Source organism: Rhodococcus quanlei, assembly GCF_055231015.1.
Map to the genome: position 1 here is coordinate 101245 of NZ_JBUYWD010000011.1, position 15754 is coordinate 116998.

At 65.8% G+C, this 15754-nt stretch carries 14 protein-coding genes; 2 read left to right on the forward strand and 12 right to left on the reverse strand.

Annotation, left to right across the window (positions count from 1 at the left end):
• Window positions 1–26: 26 nt before the first annotated feature.
• From ACZI8Q_RS09375 to ACZI8Q_RS09430, 12 genes are read right to left on the reverse strand one after another with little or no spacing between them, the layout of a single operon-like run.
• On the reverse strand, window positions 27–560 hold the full coding sequence (locus ACZI8Q_RS09375; RefSeq protein ID WP_463373247.1) for a DUF3558 domain-containing protein: 534 nt from the start codon (window positions 558–560) through the stop codon (window positions 27–29).
• On the reverse strand, window positions 557–1081 hold the full coding sequence (locus ACZI8Q_RS09380; RefSeq protein WP_463373248.1) for a DUF3558 domain-containing protein: 525 nt from the start codon (window positions 1079–1081) through the stop codon (window positions 557–559). The genes ACZI8Q_RS09375 and ACZI8Q_RS09380 overlap by 4 nt, the downstream gene beginning before the upstream one ends.
• Window positions 1082–1136: 55 nt before the next feature.
• Window positions 1137–1763, reverse strand: coding sequence for an RES family NAD+ phosphorylase (locus ACZI8Q_RS09385; RefSeq protein WP_463373249.1), 627 nt, complete (start codon window positions 1761–1763; stop codon window positions 1137–1139).
• Between the two features lie 22 nt (window positions 1764–1785).
• Entirely contained in the window at window positions 1786–2313 is a 528-nt protein-coding gene (locus tag ACZI8Q_RS09390; RefSeq protein WP_463373250.1) for a hypothetical protein, read from the reverse strand.
• Between the two features lie 50 nt (window positions 2314–2363).
• Window positions 2364–2969, reverse strand: a complete 606-nt coding sequence (locus ACZI8Q_RS09395) for a TetR/AcrR family transcriptional regulator (RefSeq protein ID WP_463373251.1) — start codon at window positions 2967–2969, stop codon at window positions 2364–2366.
• A gap of 21 nt (window positions 2970–2990) precedes the next feature.
• Window positions 2991–3791: an enoyl-CoA hydratase family protein gene (locus ACZI8Q_RS09400; RefSeq protein WP_463373252.1), complete on the reverse strand. Its 801-nt coding sequence runs from the start codon at window positions 3789–3791 to the stop codon at window positions 2991–2993.
• Window positions 3792–3805: 14 nt separating this feature from the next.
• Window positions 3806–4969 (reverse strand): acyl-CoA dehydrogenase family protein, encoded by a 1164-nt coding sequence (locus tag ACZI8Q_RS09405; protein WP_463373253.1) that lies wholly within the window; start codon window positions 4967–4969, stop codon window positions 3806–3808.
• Window positions 4969–7023 (reverse strand): acetyl/propionyl/methylcrotonyl-CoA carboxylase subunit alpha, encoded by a 2055-nt coding sequence (locus ACZI8Q_RS09410; RefSeq protein ID WP_463373254.1) that lies wholly within the window; start codon window positions 7021–7023, stop codon window positions 4969–4971. The genes ACZI8Q_RS09405 and ACZI8Q_RS09410 overlap by 1 nt, the downstream gene beginning before the upstream one ends.
• A 6-nt stretch (window positions 7024–7029) precedes the next feature.
• On the reverse strand, window positions 7030–8628 hold the full coding sequence (locus ACZI8Q_RS09415; protein WP_463373255.1) for an acyl-CoA carboxylase subunit beta: 1599 nt from the start codon (window positions 8626–8628) through the stop codon (window positions 7030–7032).
• The gene (locus ACZI8Q_RS09420) at window positions 8625–9773 is read right to left on the reverse strand and encodes an acyl-CoA dehydrogenase family protein (protein ID WP_463373256.1); all 1149 of its coding nucleotides are present in this window, start codon (window positions 9771–9773) and stop codon (window positions 8625–8627) included. The genes ACZI8Q_RS09415 and ACZI8Q_RS09420 overlap by 4 nt, the downstream gene beginning before the upstream one ends.
• Window positions 9770–11464: an acyclic terpene utilization AtuA family protein gene (locus tag ACZI8Q_RS09425; protein WP_463373257.1), complete on the reverse strand. Its 1695-nt coding sequence runs from the start codon at window positions 11462–11464 to the stop codon at window positions 9770–9772. Before ACZI8Q_RS09425 ends, ACZI8Q_RS09420 begins: the two co-directional genes overlap by 4 nt.
• Window positions 11461–12261: a TIGR03084 family metal-binding protein gene (locus ACZI8Q_RS09430; protein ID WP_463373258.1), complete on the reverse strand. Its 801-nt coding sequence runs from the start codon at window positions 12259–12261 to the stop codon at window positions 11461–11463. Before ACZI8Q_RS09430 ends, ACZI8Q_RS09425 begins: the two co-directional genes overlap by 4 nt.
• A gap of 592 nt (window positions 12262–12853) precedes the next feature.
• Here ACZI8Q_RS09430 and ACZI8Q_RS09435 point away from each other — a divergent pair.
• Window positions 12854–13822 carry a hypothetical protein gene (locus tag ACZI8Q_RS09435; protein WP_463373259.1) on the forward strand — a complete coding sequence of 323 codons (969 nt, stop codon included), beginning with the start codon at window positions 12854–12856 and terminating at the stop codon, window positions 13820–13822.
• Between the two features lie 509 nt (window positions 13823–14331).
• Window positions 14332–15627 (forward strand): insoluble domain protein, encoded by a 1296-nt coding sequence (locus ACZI8Q_RS09440; protein ID WP_463373260.1) that lies wholly within the window; start codon window positions 14332–14334, stop codon window positions 15625–15627.
• Window positions 15628–15754: the final 127 nt, after the last annotated feature.

Below are 15754 nucleotides of genomic sequence, written 5' to 3' on the forward strand. Positions count from 1 at the left end.
TGGTGGTAAGGCGGGGTCGACGCTTGTCAACTGCTGAGGTCGAGTGTGAGTTCCGCGAGAGTGGTTGCGGCTGCACAGGGATCGCCCCCAGCGGCACCGTACTGCACCCACCATCCGAAAACTCCGCCGGACGGCGAACCGGCCGTGACGTTGCACGATCCGGGGTCCGCGGACTGACGCACCAGTAGGGCCCGGCGCCCCTCGATCGACGTGTTCGATACCTCGTAGCCGAGTCCTTCGGCAACGGATCGTTCGGTCTCGAGGGAGCCCGTTTCGAACCAGTTGAACGTGACTTTCGTGCTGCCCGTCGCGCCGACCGCATCCCATCGGCAGATGGCTCCGAAGAAACCACGGACGATGGCGTCGGCGCCGATGACCTCGGCGATCTTTTCGTCGGTGAGGGCGTTGCATTCCTTCAGGAGCTTGGTGAACTCGCCGAGATCGCCGGCCGCCCCGTCATAGGCGCCCTCCGGCTGCGGTGTACCCACGACCGTCGTTGTGCACCCGGCGACCATCAGGGCGGCGGCGGTCGCCACGGCCACTTCTGCGATTCGCCTCATCGCACGCGCTCCACAGTCTTCTCGGCGAGCGCTCGGCCGACCTGGCACGGGTCGTGGGCAGGTCTGGAATCGCCGTACATGATCGACCAGTGAACGAAGTCGCCCCCGAAGGCGATGCCGATCTCGCACAGATAATCCGATGCCGATGCGATGAATCCGGGTTGTCCACCGATCTCGAGGTCCGCCGCAGGCCGGCCGATGAGCTCCGAACCGGCGCGCTCACGCCCGATAGGACTGCCGCGGTACCAGGAGTAGGTGACACTGGGCCCCGCCGCACCGCCGACTTCCCACACGCAGCCGACGGAATTGCGGGTCACGGCCGTGAACGGGGGCATCCCGAATGCGTCGGCGACTTCCTCGTCCGTCACCGATCCACATTCACCGATGAACGGGCCGGGTTCGGTGGGCTCGGGGCGAACCAGAGCGGGGCCGGTCTCCGCCTGCGGCTCTTCGCCCCCACCGCATCCGGCCAGGACCGCAACCAAACCCACGGCCACGAACGCTCCCCATTGCCTGCCCATGCGTCGTGACTCTACCGATCCGTGAGCCGCCTGCCTTGTCATCCGAGCGCTGAGATCATCTGGGGGCCGGGGGCAGTACATCGATGCGGAGCGGGCTGCACGTTTCGATGAGCCAGTCGTGGCCGGGGCCGGATTGGAAGATGCGGCCAAAAGAACTGTCTTGCGTGACCGCGTTCGTGCAACGGTCACCGAACAGCACAACGGCGCGGGTGTCGTTGCACTTACGGGCGGTCCAGGCGAGGCCGTCGAACCCAGCGTCGTGGGCGGCCTGCGCCCACAGGACGGTGCGCGGGTATTCACCGGCATCGGTGTCGGTGACGTGTCGGGCCTCCACGCCGAGGCGGCGCAGACCGAGTCCACGCAGGTTCGCCAGGCGCAGGTCACGGGTTATTTCCATCTTCCCCATCACTTTGTCCGCGTAGGCGGCGTACGGGAGGATCCCGCCACTGACAGGAATGTCGTGGAGCAAGGATTCGGCGAGCGCTGCGCCTTCGGTGTCGGCGGCATAGATGACCGGGACCGTCGGCTCGCCGAAGAACGCGAATCGGGTTCGGCTGCCGATTCCCGGGTTGAACTGGCCGACAGTTCGCGTATTGCTGTGGACGCGGTAGAGCCGTTGCCCGGAGGCAAGGTGGTCGACGTCAGCGTCGAATGGCTCCGGCGGGGTCCCGGCAGCATTCACCAAATCACCGTTCCGGCGGGGTTCACCAAGACACTCCGAAGGATTCCGTCGCGAGAGTCAGGAGTTCGTCGGCATGGTCGATGATGTCCACTGGTCGTCGACCGCCCAGGTATGTCGTCGGCGCCATGAGCCACTCGACCAGGCTCGTCTCGTCCCAACCGTGCTGATCACCAACCGTGCGAAGCTCGGCGATCACTGGCCGGATTCCGGCTGAGCCGAACTGAAATGCGGGATACAGCAAGTACTTTCCGCGACGTAACGCGAGCAACCGCCCCTCACTGCGGGCTGCGGTGGCGGCGTTCCGGCGGGCGACGGCACGAGAACTCATCTGGTCGGCGGCCTGGGTACTGGTAAGCAATCCGAACTCGGCGTCGATGCGGTCATACAAGTTCTGTTGGGCCTGCACCGCCCGCGCCAATGCGGGCGACGCAGCCGTCAGGTGTGCGGCGCGGATCGCGGTGCCGAGTGCGGTGACGTTGCGGCGGGTTCGTTCCAGGTCGGATGCCACCGCAGTCGCGGCCTCTTCCAAGGCCCTCGCCTCGCCGTTCATCCGACCCTCCACGTTCGTTCCGTGCGATCCATACTATCGCATGAAACGAACTACAAACCAGTAGCGACGGCCAGCGCGGAATCGAGTTGTGTCGCCCATTGGCGCACGACCTCGCCGCGCCGCCGAGAATCGTCGGTGAGTACGTCGGCGAGTCCGAGACCGCGCGCCAGATCGAGCGTGGCCTGAACCATCCGGTGCGAGGCCGGGTCCGAATCGTCGCAACCCAGTTGCTGGACGGCAGTGCGGTGCGCGACACGACCGAAGCGTTCTTCGAGCGGCAGCACCCGCGCCCGCAGTTCGGGGTCCGAGGCTGCGGCCGTCCACACCTGCAGGGCCGCCTTGAACAGGGGACTCGTGTACGACTCGACAAGCCTCGTGACCACTGCTTCGGTGCGGCCGGCACCCGCCGGCAGTTCGGTCGCCTCTCGCGCTGCCTCCGCCATCCTGGCGTCGAACATCATCTCTAGGGCTGCGGTGAACAGGTCCTCGCGCGTCGGGAAATGGTGCTGCGCCGCGCCCCGGGAGACCCCGGCACGCTGTGCGACGACACCAACCGTTGTCGCACTCCACCCCAACTCTGCGAGAGCGTCGACGGTGGCCTCGAGCAGGCGCTCACGCGTCGCGCGACTGCGGTCCTGCTTCGGCTCGCGTGCCATGTCGGTCCTCCTGCGATGTACCTAACGCGCCCACCGTGGTGGCCGCTTCTGCGAAAACGCCATCATGCCTTCCCTGGCTTCCTCGGTACCGAAGAGGCGGGCGGACTGCGCCTCGAGGTCGGCGGCATTGCGGTCGAACCCGTCGAGAACGGTCCGCGTGGTGAGGGCTTTCGATTCGGCGAGACCTCGAGGCGATGCCTGCATGAACTGGTCGACCAGTTCGTCGACCGTCTCGACAGGGTCTAGGGAGGCACTGGTGACGAGACCGATGTCTTCGGCGATCCGGGAACCGAACTTCTCTCCCGTGAGGAAATACCGGCTCGCGGCCCGCGAGTCCAATCGGGGTAACACCGTGAGCGAAATGATGGAGGCGGCGAGACCGAGCCGTACCTCGGTGAGCGCGAACGTGCTGTCGGGTCCGGCGACCGCAACATCGCACGCGCCGACGAGTCCCATACCGCCGGCGCGGACGTGCCCGTTCAGGCGACAGATCACCGGCTTGGGAAGTTCGACGATTCCGCGCAGCAACGCGGTCATCTGCCGGGTGCGTTGCCCCGCACGTTCTGCAGGATCACCGCCGGTGCCGCTCGCTTCGCTCAGGTCGGCACCCGCACAGAACGTGGTTCCGGTGTGCGTGAGCACCACAACCCGCACGTCGTCGTTCGAGGCTGCGTCGCGCAGACCCCGGTCGAGCTCGGTCACCGACCTCGACGAGATGGCGTTCCGGTTGTGCGGCGAATCGAGGGTGAGGGTGGCCACGCCGACCCTTACTTCGTAGCGGACGTACGGATTGTCGGCTTCCCTGGAGTTTTCGGCGTCCATGCCGCTTCCTTCCGTCAGTACGACCGTGGGAGGTCCAGCGAGTGCTGGGCGACGAAGTTGAGGATCATTTCCCGGCTCACCGGTGCCACGCGGGCGATACGGGCGGCTCCGAGCATGGCGGCCAGCCCGTATTCCTTGGTCAGGCCCGCTCCGCCGTGCGTCTGAATGGCTTGGTCGAGTGCCTTGATGCTCGCTTCTGCTGCCGCGTATTTCGCCATGTTGGCTGCCTCGGCGGCACCGGAATCGTCGCCGCTGTCATACAGTACGGCCGCCTTCTGCATCATCAGTTTGGCGAGCTCGAGTTCGATCTTGACCTGCGCCAGCGGATGCGAAATACCCTGATGTGCACCGATCGGTGTCTTCCACACGGCACGTTCTTTCGCGAATGCGGTCGCGGCGTCGAGCGCATAGCGGCCCATGCCCACCGCCATCGCCGCACCGAGAATGCGTTCGGGGTTGAGGCCGGCGAACAGCTGGGCCAGGGCCGCGTCGGGCTGCCCGACAAGCGCTTCGGCCGGCAGCCGAACGTCGTCGAAGAAGAGAGCAAACTGTGTGTCCGGCTCGATGATGTCCATCTCCATCGGCTGCTTCAAGAAGTTCGGGGCATCGGTGGGCACGATGAACAATGCGGGTTTCAGCTTGCCGGTCTTCGAGTCTTCGGTTCGTGCCACGACGAGAACCGCGTCGGCCTGGTCGACACCGGAGATGAAGATTTTGCTGCCACGGAGAATCCAGTCGTCCCCGTCGCGGTGTGCGGTGGTCGTGATGTGGTGGGAGTTGGAACCGGCATCGGCCTCGGTGATGCCGAACGCCATGATCGACGAACCGTCGGCGAGATTCGGCAGCCATGTCTGCTTCTGCGCCTCGGTTCCGAACCTGCCGATGACCGTTCCGCAGATCGCGGGCGACACCACGATCAGCAATAGACCGGCACCGTGCGCGGCGAGTTCTTCCTGCACAAGGGCCAGCTCGTAGATTCCGGCTCCGCCGCCGCCGTACTCCTCGGGAAGGTTCACCCCGAGAAATCCGAGTTCGCCTGCTTCGTTCCACAACTCGGTGAGCGGCTGATTCTGCCTCGAATGCGGCAGCACGTAGTCGACGTAATCGAATCGCGCGCCGAGCCTCGACACGGCAGCGCGAAGCTCCTTCTGCTCGTCCGTTTCGACGAATCCGTTCATCACGCTTCCCTTTCTGCTTCCGAGACAGGCCCTTCTGCCTCCGAGACAGGCGCCGCTTCGACGACGGCGAGCACCGACCCGACCTCCACCTGCTGCCCTACGGCAACCGAGAGCTCTGTGAGCACCCCGGCGGTCGGCGCAGTGACGGTGTGTTCCATCTTCATGGCTTCGAGCCACAGGATCGGCTGGCCCGCCACCACGGTGTCGCCCTGCTCGGCGCCCACTCGAATGACAGAGCCGGGCATCGCCGCCAGCAAGGAACCTGCGGCCACTTCTGCGGTCGGGTCCACGAATCTCGGGACCACGGTCAGCGTCACCGGTCCGAGCGCGGAGTCGACGAACACCCGCTCGTCGTAGCGGTAGCGCGCGATCGAGAATCTGCGCCGCAGTCCGTCGATGTCGAGCACCACGGTTTCGGGGGTGTGCGACACGAGAGCCACATTCTCGAACGGCCCATTCTCGAAGCCTGGAGCCGAGAGCCCGTCTCGGCCCAGCCGGTAGCGCACGGCGTGATCACCACGCGCGGTGGTGTATCGCTTGAGTTGCGGCTGCGAGGGCATATTGCGCCAACCACTGGGCAGACCGCCGCCGACACGGGCACCAGCCCGATTGGCCGCCGAATCGGCAAGGGCTGCCGCCAGCGCCGACACCGCTTCGCTGTCGGGCGACGCCAGCGGCTCGGACAGCGTCTCGAGTCCATGGGTGTCGAAGAACGCGGTATCCGTCTCGCCCGCAAGAAATGCGGGGTGACGTAGCACGTTCACCAGCAGGTCGCGGTTGGTGACGAGGCCGTGCAGCTCCGTACGGGCGAGTGTCCCGGCAAGCAGCTTGGCTGCCTGCGTCCGATCCTGCGCGAACGAGATGACCTTCGCGAGCATCGGGTCGTAATGCGCCCCGACTACGGACCCGTCGACCACTCCCGAGTCCAGCCGCACACCCTTTCGCCCGAGCACCCCGAATTCGGTGACCTCGCCCGGCAGCCGCAGCCTGCGCACCGTTCCGGTCTGTGGCTGCCAGTCGGCGGTGGGGTCTTCGGCGTACAGCCGAACCTCGATGGCATGGCCTCGTAGGGCTGGTTGTTCGGCGGGAAGTGGCGCACCACTGGCGACCGAGATCTGCAGAGCCACCAGGTCGAGGCCGGTGGTGCATTCGGTGACCGGATGTTCCACCTGCAGACGGGTGTTCATTTCCAGGAAGAAGAAGTTGCCGTCCTCGTCGGCCAGGAATTCGACGGTGCCTGCGCCCTCGTAGCCGATGGCGTCGGCGGCGAGCCGTGCCGCGTCGAACAGGCGTCGACGCATTCCGGGTACTCGTTCGACGAGTGGTGACGGCGCTTCCTCCACCACCTTCTGGTGGCGACGCTGAATGGAGCACTCGCGTTCGCCGACCGTCCAGACCGTGCCGTGCCGGTCGACCATCACTTGCACTTCGATGTGCCGTCCGGTCTCGAGGTAGCGCTCGCAGAACACCGTCGGGTCACCGAACGCGGATTGCGCTTCGCGCCGCGCGCCCTCGATTTCGTTGTGCAGAGCCGTCAGCTCACGCACGACGCGCATCCCTCGCCCACCACCACCGGAGGACGCCTTGATCAGAACCGGCAGATCGGCCGAGGTGACCGCGGACGGTTCCAGTTCGGCCAACACGGGTACTCCGGCTGCGGCCATGATCTTCTTCGACTCGACCTTGGACCCCATCAGTTCGATGGACTTCACGGGTGGGCCGATCCACACGAGTCCCGCGTCCTGCACCTGCTGAGCGAAATCGGCGTTCTCGGAGAGGAAACCGTAGCCGGGGTGGATGGCATCGGCACCTGCCGCCTGTGCGGCTGCGATCACGAGTTCACCGCGCAGATAGGTGTCGGCGGGCGCACTACCGGGTAGTCGGGCCGCGACGTCCGCCTCGGAGACGTACGGGGAGTCGGCGTCTGCGTCGGAGAACACGGCGACGGTGCCGATGCCGGATTCACGGCAGGTGCTGAACACGCGTCGCGCTATTTCACCGCGGTTCGCGACCAGCACGGAGTCGATGGATCGCAGGTCTGTCGTAGTCGGCACGGGACCTCACATTCGGAAGACACCGAAGCTGTCGGTGCCTTCGATCGGGGCGGAGGCGATGGCCGACAGGCACATTCCCACCACCGTGCGGGTGTCTCGGGGGTCGATAACCCCGTCGTCGTACAGCCGGCCCGACAGAAACATGGGCAGTGACTCGGCCTCGATCTGGTTCTCGATCATGGCGCGCATCCCGGCGTCCGCTTCCTCGTCGAAAGCCTGACCGCGCGCCTCGGCGGACGCCCTTCCGACGATGGAGATGACACCCGCCAACTGGGCACCGCCCATCACGGCAGACTTCGAACTGGGCCAGGCGAACAGAAATCGCGGATCGAATGCGCGACCACACATGCCGTAATGACCCGCGCCGTACGACGCACCCAGCAGGATCGAGATGTGCGGCACCGTCGAGTTGGCGACGGCGTTGATCATCATCGCCCCGTGTTTGATCATGCCGCCCTCCTCGTACTCCTTGCCCACCATGTAGCCGGTGGTGTTGTGCAGGAACAGCAGTGGAGTGTCGGAGCGGTTCGCCAGCTGAATGAACTGGGTGGCCTTCTGTGATTCCTCACTGAACAGCACACCGCGTGCGTTGGCGAGGATGCCGATCGGGTAGCCGTGCAACTGTGCCCAGCCGGTGACCAGAGACGACCCGTACAGCGGCTTGAACTCGTCGAAGTCGGAGCCGTCGACGACCCGGGCGATCACTTCCCTGGGGTCGAACGGGATCTTCAGGTCCGAGGGGACGATGCCCAGCAGTTCTTCGGGATCGGCGAGCGGTTCGATCACCTCGGGACGCGGCTCGGGCCCCTTCTTCGTCCAGCCCAGCCGTTTGACGATGGTGCGCCCAATGCGGATCGCATCCTGCTCGTCGACGGCGAAGTAGTCGGCCAAGCCGGACGTACGGGAGTGCATGTCGGCTCCGCCGAGCGCCTCGTCGTCGGAGTCCTCACCGGTGGCCATCTTCACCAGGGGCGGCCCGGCGAGGAACACCTTTGATCGTTCCTTGATCATCACCACGTGATCGGACATGCCGGGGATGTAGGCACCGCCGGCGGTGGAATTGCCGAAGACCAAGGCGATGGTGGGAATTCCGGCGGCAGAGAGTCGGGTGAGGTCACGGAACATGCGACCGCCGGGGATGAACACCTCCTTCTGGGTGGGAAGGTCTGCGCCACCCGATTCGACCAGGGAGATCACCGGAAGCCGGTTCTGTACGGCGATGTCGTTGGCCCGGAAACCCTTCCGCAAGGTCCAGGCGTTGCTGGTTCCTCCACGGACGGTGGGGTCGTTCGCGACGATGAGGCATTCCACCCCTTCCACCACCCCGATTCCGACGACCGTGCTGGCACCCACGGGAAAGTCACTCCCCCACGCTGCCAGGGGGCACAGCTCGAGAAAGGGTGAGTCCTCGTCTATCAGCAGTTCGATGCGTTCACGCGCGAGGAGTTTGCCGCGATCGTGATGGCGCTTCGTGTACTTTTCGCCGCCACCGGCAATCGCCTTCTCGTGTTCGGCGGTCACTTCGTCGAGCTTGGTTTCCATCGCCTCGACCGCGGTGGTGTACACCTCCGACGCGGTGTCGAGGGTGGATCGCAGAACACTCATCCCTGGTACCCCAATCTTTTCGCCGCGAGTCCGGTGAGGATTTCGGTGGTGCCGCCACCGATCCCCAGAATCCGCATGTCTCGGTATTGCCGCTCCACTTCGCTCTCCCGCATGTAGCCGGCACCGCCGAATAGCTGAACTGCTTGGTGCGCCACCCATTCACCGGCCTCGACGGCGGTGTTCTTCGCGAAACACACTTCCGCGATGAGGTCCTGATCCGACTCGATCGACCGTTCGGCCAAGGCTCGTGTGTAGACGCGGGCCACGTCGATGCGACGGGCCATGTCGGTGACCGTGTGCTGTACGGATTGCCGCGAGATGAGCGGGCGACCGAACGTCTCCCGGTCACGACACCACTGCACCGTCAGGTCGAGACACCGCTGGGCGCTGGCGTATGCCTGCGCCGCCAGGGCGATTCGTTCGGTGAGGAAGGCCTGTGCGATCTGCGCGAATCCGGTGTTCTCGGCGCCGACCAGATTGGTCACGGGCACCCGCGCGTCGACGAACGAGAGTTCTGCGGTGTCCGAGGCCAGCCAGCCCATTTTGTCGAGTTTGCGAGTCACCGCGAATCCGGGTGTGCCCTTTTCTACGACGAGCAGCGATACCCCTGATGCTCCGTCACCTCCGGTGCGGACCGCAGCGACCACGAAGTCGGCGCGGCACCCCGAGGTGATGAACGTCTTGGCTCCGTTGACCACATAGTGATCGCCGTCCCGCTTCGCGGTGGTGCGCAAGTGTCCTACGTCCGAACCACCACCGGGTTCGGTGATTGCAAGTGACCCGATCTTCTGCCCGGCCAGGGTCGGCCGCACCCAGCTTTCGATCTGTGATTCGTCCCCGGCCGCAATGAGGTGTGGAAGAGCGATACCCGACGTGAACAGCGAGGCGAACAAGCCGCCGGACGCACCCGCGTAGTGCATCTCCTCGCAGATGGTGACGGCGTCCACGAGGTCACCGCCCGCACCGCCGGCGCTCTCGGGGAATCCGGCGCCGAGCAGACCGAGTGCTGCGGCCTTCTCGTGCAGCTCGCGCGGAATCTCGCCGCCACGCTCCCAGTCGTCGAGGTTCGGCAGAACGTCGTGGTCGACGAATCTCCGCACGGTCTCGCGTAGCGCATTCCGTTCCGGTGTGTCCCACATGCTCACGCGAGTCCCTCCGGGATGTCGATGTGTCTGCTGCGCAACCACTCCCCGAGTCCTTTGGCCTGCGGATCGAAGCGAGCCTGGGAGGCGACACCAGCGCCGAGAATGCCCTCGATCACGAAGTTGACCGCTTTCAGCTTGGGGAGCAGGTACCGGGTGACGGTGAGATCTGCTGCCTCGGGGAGCATCCGTTTCAGTTGATCGACGGTCAGGGCATGGGCCAGCCAGCGCCACTGCTCGTCGGTGCGCACCCAGACGCCGACGTTCGCGTTTCCGCCCTTGTCGCCGCTGCGTGCGGCCGCAATGGTTCCCAAAGGGACGCTGCGGGCAGCACCGCCCGAGTATGGGACCGGCAGGGCGGGGTCCGCCGGATCGGCGAGAACCTGCGTCTCGGACGAGGGGTCGATGGACACCTGCGTACCGTCCGGCAACACAGCTGTGTGCGCGACCTTCCCCGCGTCCACGTATCCGGGGGTGAACACGCCGTACGGCTGCCCGTTCGAGGGCGGGGCGGTCAGACTGAAACCGGGGTAGCTGGCGAGTGCGATTTCCACCGCGGCAGAGGAGAAGGCGCGGCCGACCACCTCGGGATCGGGGTCGCGCACCACACAGCGCAACAGCGCACTGGCTGCTTCCTCGGTGTCCGCGTTCGCATGGTCGGTGCGCGCCAGCGTCCAGTCGATTTCCGTCGGTGTCGTCGACAGCCACGATTCGAGTTGCGTGCGCGCCAGATCCGCTTTCGCGTCGATGTCGAGGCCGGTGAGGATCATGGTCACCTCGTTGCGGAACCCGGCCAGGCTGTTGCACGACACCTTGAGGTCCGGTGGCGGCGGCTCCCCCTTCGCGCCACTGATCCGCACCCGGTCCGGCCCGTCCTGGGCCAACTCCACGGAATCGATGCGGGTGGTCACGTCGGGGCCCGCGTACCGGCCTCCGGTGACCTCGTACAGCAGTTGCGCGGTGACTGTCCCGACCGAGACGGCGCCGCCGGTTCCGGGGTGTTTGGTGATGACAGACGAGCCGTCGTCGAAGATCTCCGCGATGGGAAAGCCTGGGCGCCGCATGTTCTCGATCTCGGTGAAGAACGAGTAGTTGCCGCCGGTGGCTTGGGTGCCGCATTCGATGACGTGGCCTGCGGTCACTGCGCCGGCCAGCCGGTCGAAGTCGACTGCGCCCCAGCCGAAGTGTGCGGCGGCAGGGCCGACGATCACCGAGGCATCGGTGACGCGGCCGGTGACCACCACATCTGCGTCGGCGTTCAGGCACTCCACAATTCCCCAGGCGCCGAGGTAGGCATTGGCGGTGAGCGGTGCCCCCAGACCGAGTTCGTCGACCCTCTTCGTGAGGTCGTCGCCTTCGACGTGCGCGATCTTCGCGTTCAGTCCCAGCGTGATAGCGACCTCGCGGAGCGCGGTCGCCAGGCCGGTGGGGTTGAGTCCGCCGGCATTGGTGACGATCTTGACGCCCTTGTCGAGGGCGAGACCCAGGCAGTCTTCCGCCTGACGCAGAAAGGTCTTGGCGTAGCCGCGGTTCGGGTCCTTCATGAGGTCGCGACCGAGGATGAGCATGGTCAGCTCGGCCAGATAGTCGCCGGTGAGGTAGTCGAGTTCGCCGCCTTCGAGCATCTCCCGCATCGCCGAGAGGCGGTCGCCGTAGAACCCGGAGCAGTTGCCGATGCGTACCGGTGCACTCATGCGTTGGTGCTCGATTCACGTCCGGTGCCGGACGGACCGGCGAATGCCTGTGCGATACCGAGCCAGTGCCGGGCGTCCTCACCGACCGCCTCGAGCGCGAGGTCGTTGCGGTGGGCGCGTTGGGTCACCAGCAGGCAGAAGTCGAGTGCCGGGCCGGTGATGCGCTGCACCGCCTCCTCGGGCCCCCATGTCCAGGTGTCGTCATCGTCATCGTCGGGCGCGGTCAGTTCGACACGAAACTGCTCGGACGGTGGGGTGAGACCGTTCACGGAGTACGCGAAGTCGCGGGTGCGAACGCCGAGGTGGGCGATGGAGCGGAGCCGACCCGTGGGCACCGGACGCACGCCCAGGGATTCGGCCACGTCGAGTCCGTGTGCCCACGTTTCCATCAGCCGCGCCGTTGCCATGGACATTGCGCTCATCGGCGGCCCGTACCAGGGCAGCTTCGTTCCCGGCGGTACGGCAGCCAGCTCGTTCGCCACCCGGATCCGTTCGGCACGCCACTGCGCGTACAACTCTCCGGGTGCCTTCTGCGCTTCGGCCTCCGCACCGTCGTCCACGAAGCCTGTCGGGTTCTTCCACGCCTCGGCCGTTCCAGCCTCGAACGCCTCGGGATCGGTCACCGCCAGGAGTGCTGCGCGGTCGGTCCACAGCAGGTGTCCGATCTGATGCGCGATGGTCCATCCGGCCGCCGGCGTCTGCGTGCGCCACTGCTGCGGCGCCAGTGTGACCACCAACGCTTCGAGCGCGTCGCCCTCCGCCTTCAGATCCGTGATGACGTCCTGCAATGTCGGCATGCGATCAGGATCACATGTCCCGTTTTAAAAAGCAAGCATGCTTGCTTGTATTTGAATCATGAACCACCAGGGTCCTTAAGTGGCGTGCCCGAGAGCGCTGAATGTCAACGTAGAGCGCCGATTCGAAGGATCACGCACAAGCGCTTCGTGACGCCCGTCATATCCCCATTTGGTGGACGCCTGACTTGTCCGGATACCGAATCGCAACGGCCGCTCGGCGACCTCACACTTCGTGGTCCGGGCACACCGCTTGCAGCTGCTAGCGTTTCTTCCGCACTCCCAGAGGGGGTTCGGATCTGCCGAAATCGGATCCGAAGTGCAATCGGAGGAAGCATCTCCCAACGCAGGCGATGCAGGGATCAATCGGGGGGGAACGTGATTTTGCTGTGCACCGGTGAGCCCGGCTCCCGGTCTGGGAGTGCGGCACCTGCCCACCTATCGCATCTGCGGCACTCGGCCGTTTCAGCGTTCGCACGCCGTGCCGTTACAGCGTTCACACGCGGCGCGGCGAGTTGATGCCACAGCCGAAAGACCCTCTCCAACAGATCGCCCCGTGCGGTTGCACCACATCGAAGTCGAAGGGACAGCCAGAATGACGCAGAAGATCCGCGGACGCCACCGGCGCCAGAGCCAGCGCGCCGCCGTGATGGGCGCCCTGCCCCTCGCCATCGCGATCGGCTACTCGGGTGTGGCTGCGGCAGCTCCGCAGCCGGGCACCACCGACGAGGTTGCGCCGGACGCACAGCCGGGCACCACCGCCGAGTCCAAGCCCGATTCCGATTCCGACAAGGTCGCGCCCACCATCGAGCGCACCAAGCAGTCGGAGCCCAAGTCGTACTGGATCGCACCGCCGCCCGAGTACAACAACGTCCCCACACGTGAACTTCCGACGTACAGCGAGTACGACGTGGAGGAAGAAGCGTACGTGGCACCGGAGCCGGTGCAGATCCAGGAACTGCACCTCCCGACGGCTGTCGATCCCGTCGCGCCCATCGAGGCACCCGAGGACAAGCTGCGCGTCGGTGACTACATCTCCGAGAAGCCCGCGTGGATGACCGAGGAGCAGCTGGAGAAGACCAACAACACCGCTGCCGTGGCCGAGGCCCAGATGGCGACGTTCTGGAATTCGATCGGTGTCGACGGCACCCGCTCCGATGTCGTTGCCGGCGCGACGATCGCCGGTGCCGCGACCGGTGGCGTGATCGGCGCCGGTATTGTCGGCATTCCGCTGGCAGTCGTCGCGGGCATTCCGGCGAACGGCGCGGGCTGCATCGCAGGCACAGCTCTCGTCGGCGCTATCGGCACCGTTGTCACGATCCCAGCTGGCGGAATCGGTGGCATCCCTGCCGCTATGGTCGGCTGCGGCGTCGGTGCTGCCGCCGCTACCGCCGCCGCATCGGCGGCGGCGGGTGGCGCGGGCGCCGTCGTTGGTGGCACCATCGGCGCAGCGATCGGCGGAGTTGGTGGCGCCGTCGGTGGAGCGACCTACGAGGTACTCAATCCTGAGATCAACCCGGACACGCCGGTCGAACCGAGCCCGGGCGTCAGCGCCAACGCCTGATCACGCACTATCCACGAAGCCGCCGCAACCTCGAAGGTTGCGGCGGCTTCGTCGTTCCGCCGGACTTGTCCGAATACAGAAACCGAACCAGCCGGTAGGAAAAGTCCGAGTCTGGTTCCCGATGCGGCGCTTGCAGCTGCTAGCATTGCGCCCGCACTCCCAGAGGGGGGTTCTGGATCCGACGAATCGGGTCCAGGTGCAACACGGAAAAGCATCACCCAACGCGGGCGATGCAGAGACCCATCGGGGGGAACGTGACTTCTCTGTGTACCGGTGAGCTGTGCTCCCGGTTCGTAGGTGTGGCGCCGTACCTCCTATCGCGTCTCTGGCACTCGGCCGTTACAGAGTTCGCAACGCGACATCAACACGGTGGTGTGCCGTGCTGACTCCACAGACGTATTCCGCAGTCGTGTTGATTCCACCGTCGTGTCGATGACACAAGCGAAAGCCGCTCTCCAGCTAGCAGTTTCGTGTCGTTGCACCACATCGAAGTCGAAGGGACAGCCAGAATGACGCAGAAGATCCGCGGTCGACACCGGCGCCAGGGCCAGCGCGCCGCCGTGATGGGCGCACTGCCCATTGCCATCGCGATCAGCTACTCGAGCGTGGCAGTTGCAGCACCTCAGCCGGGTACCACCGACTCGGTCAATCCGGACGACGAGGCGGCCCCCAGCACCGCACAGCCGGGCACCACCGCCGAGTCCGATTCCGATTCCGACAAGGTCGCGCCCACCATCGAGCGCACCAAGCAGTCGGAGCCCAAGTCGTACTGGATCGCACCGCCGCCCGAGTACAACAACGTCCCTACACGTGAACTTCCGACGTACAGCGAGTACGACGTCGAAGAAGAAGCGTACGTGGCACCGGAGCCGGTCCAGGTCCAAGAACTGCACCTGCCCACCGCTGTCGACCCCGTCGCCCCCATCGAGGCACCCGAAGACAAGCTGCGCATCGGTGACTACGTCACCGAAAAGCCGGCATGGATGTCCGAGCAGGATATGGAGAAGACCAACAACAGCGCGGCTGTTGTCGAAGCCCAGGTCGCCACGTTCTGGAACTCCATCGGCGTTGAGACCAGCCGGTCCGACCGGATCGCCGCCGCCACAACGGCCGGTGTCCTTACAGGTGCCGTGACAGGTGCAGCAGTAACCGGCATCCCCGCGGCTGTCGCTGGCGGCGTTGCTGGCGGGGCTATCGGAACGGCCGTTGGCAGCCCGGCATTCGTCGCAGGTATCATCCCTGGGGTCGGTGTGGTTACCGTTCCAGCCGGACTTGCCGCTACTGCCAGTGGGGTTGCAATCGGTGCGGCGGTCGTGGGTATCCCAGCAGCCCTCGCCGGTGGCACCGTCGGCGGACTGATTGGTGGCGCTGCTGGTGCCAACTTCGGTGCGGGTGACGAGTCGATTGCCCCGACGGTGGAACACGACCAGGGCGTTGCGCCGATCCTTCCCGATCTGGAAACCTCCCCCGGCGATACCGAGGAGAAGGCAGCACCGTCGGCGGAGGCACCCGAGGCACCCGCCGTCGAGGCGGCTCCTCCGGCACCGCCCGTCGACGCCGCACCCGAGGCGCCCGCAATCGAGGCTGCACCCGAGGCGCCCGCCGAAGCCGCACCGTCTGCGCCGTTGATCGACCCGGAGAGTCTCGAGAAGATGGTCTCGCAGGTCGAGTCGCTGCCCGGCGGCGCTGTCCTGGTCGACAAGATGAGTTCGTTCGTCGATGTTGTTCCGCAGCTCGTGGACAACACCAACGACTTCGCAGCCGAGCAGGGCCAGGTTCTGCACGGGGCAGGCATCACAGTCTGATCCCGCACACGACACTCGAAGCCGCCGCAACCCAGCGAGGTTGCGGCGGCTTCGACGTTCCCGCCCTACGCGAGTGAGAACTCACAGTGCGAGTCCCGCTCTGTGAGTTCCGTCGCGTATGAGTACA

What these genes read in the sequence shown, in the direction of transcription:
- ACZI8Q_RS09425 (WP_463373257.1), bottom strand. Translation starts at nt 11,464, where the DNA reads ATGAGTGCACCGGTACGCATCGGCAACTGCTCCGGGTTCTACGGCGAC.
- ACZI8Q_RS09430 (WP_463373258.1), bottom strand. Translation starts at nt 12,261, where the DNA reads ATGCCGACATTGCAGGACGTCATCACGGATCTGAAGGCGGAGGGCGAC.
- ACZI8Q_RS09415 (WP_463373255.1), bottom strand. Translation starts at nt 8,628, where the DNA reads ATGAGTGTTCTGCGATCCACCCTCGACACCGCGTCGGAGGTGTACACC.
- ACZI8Q_RS09400 (WP_463373252.1), bottom strand. Translation starts at nt 3,791, where the DNA reads ATGGACGCCGAAAACTCCAGGGAAGCCGACAATCCGTACGTCCGCTAC.
- ACZI8Q_RS09390 (WP_463373250.1), bottom strand. Translation starts at nt 2,313, where the DNA reads ATGAACGGCGAGGCGAGGGCCTTGGAAGAGGCCGCGACTGCGGTGGCA.
- ACZI8Q_RS09405 (WP_463373253.1), bottom strand. Translation starts at nt 4,969, where the DNA reads ATGAACGGATTCGTCGAAACGGACGAGCAGAAGGAGCTTCGCGCTGCC.
- ACZI8Q_RS09375 (WP_463373247.1), bottom strand. Translation starts at nt 560, where the DNA reads ATGAGGCGAATCGCAGAAGTGGCCGTGGCGACCGCCGCCGCCCTGATG.
- ACZI8Q_RS09395 (WP_463373251.1), bottom strand. Translation starts at nt 2,969, where the DNA reads ATGGCACGCGAGCCGAAGCAGGACCGCAGTCGCGCGACGCGTGAGCGC.
- ACZI8Q_RS09435 (WP_463373259.1), top strand. Translation starts at nt 12,854, where the DNA reads ATGACGCAGAAGATCCGCGGACGCCACCGGCGCCAGAGCCAGCGCGCC.
- ACZI8Q_RS09380 (WP_463373248.1), bottom strand. Translation starts at nt 1,081, where the DNA reads ATGGGCAGGCAATGGGGAGCGTTCGTGGCCGTGGGTTTGGTTGCGGTC.
- ACZI8Q_RS09440 (WP_463373260.1), top strand. Translation starts at nt 14,332, where the DNA reads ATGACGCAGAAGATCCGCGGTCGACACCGGCGCCAGGGCCAGCGCGCC.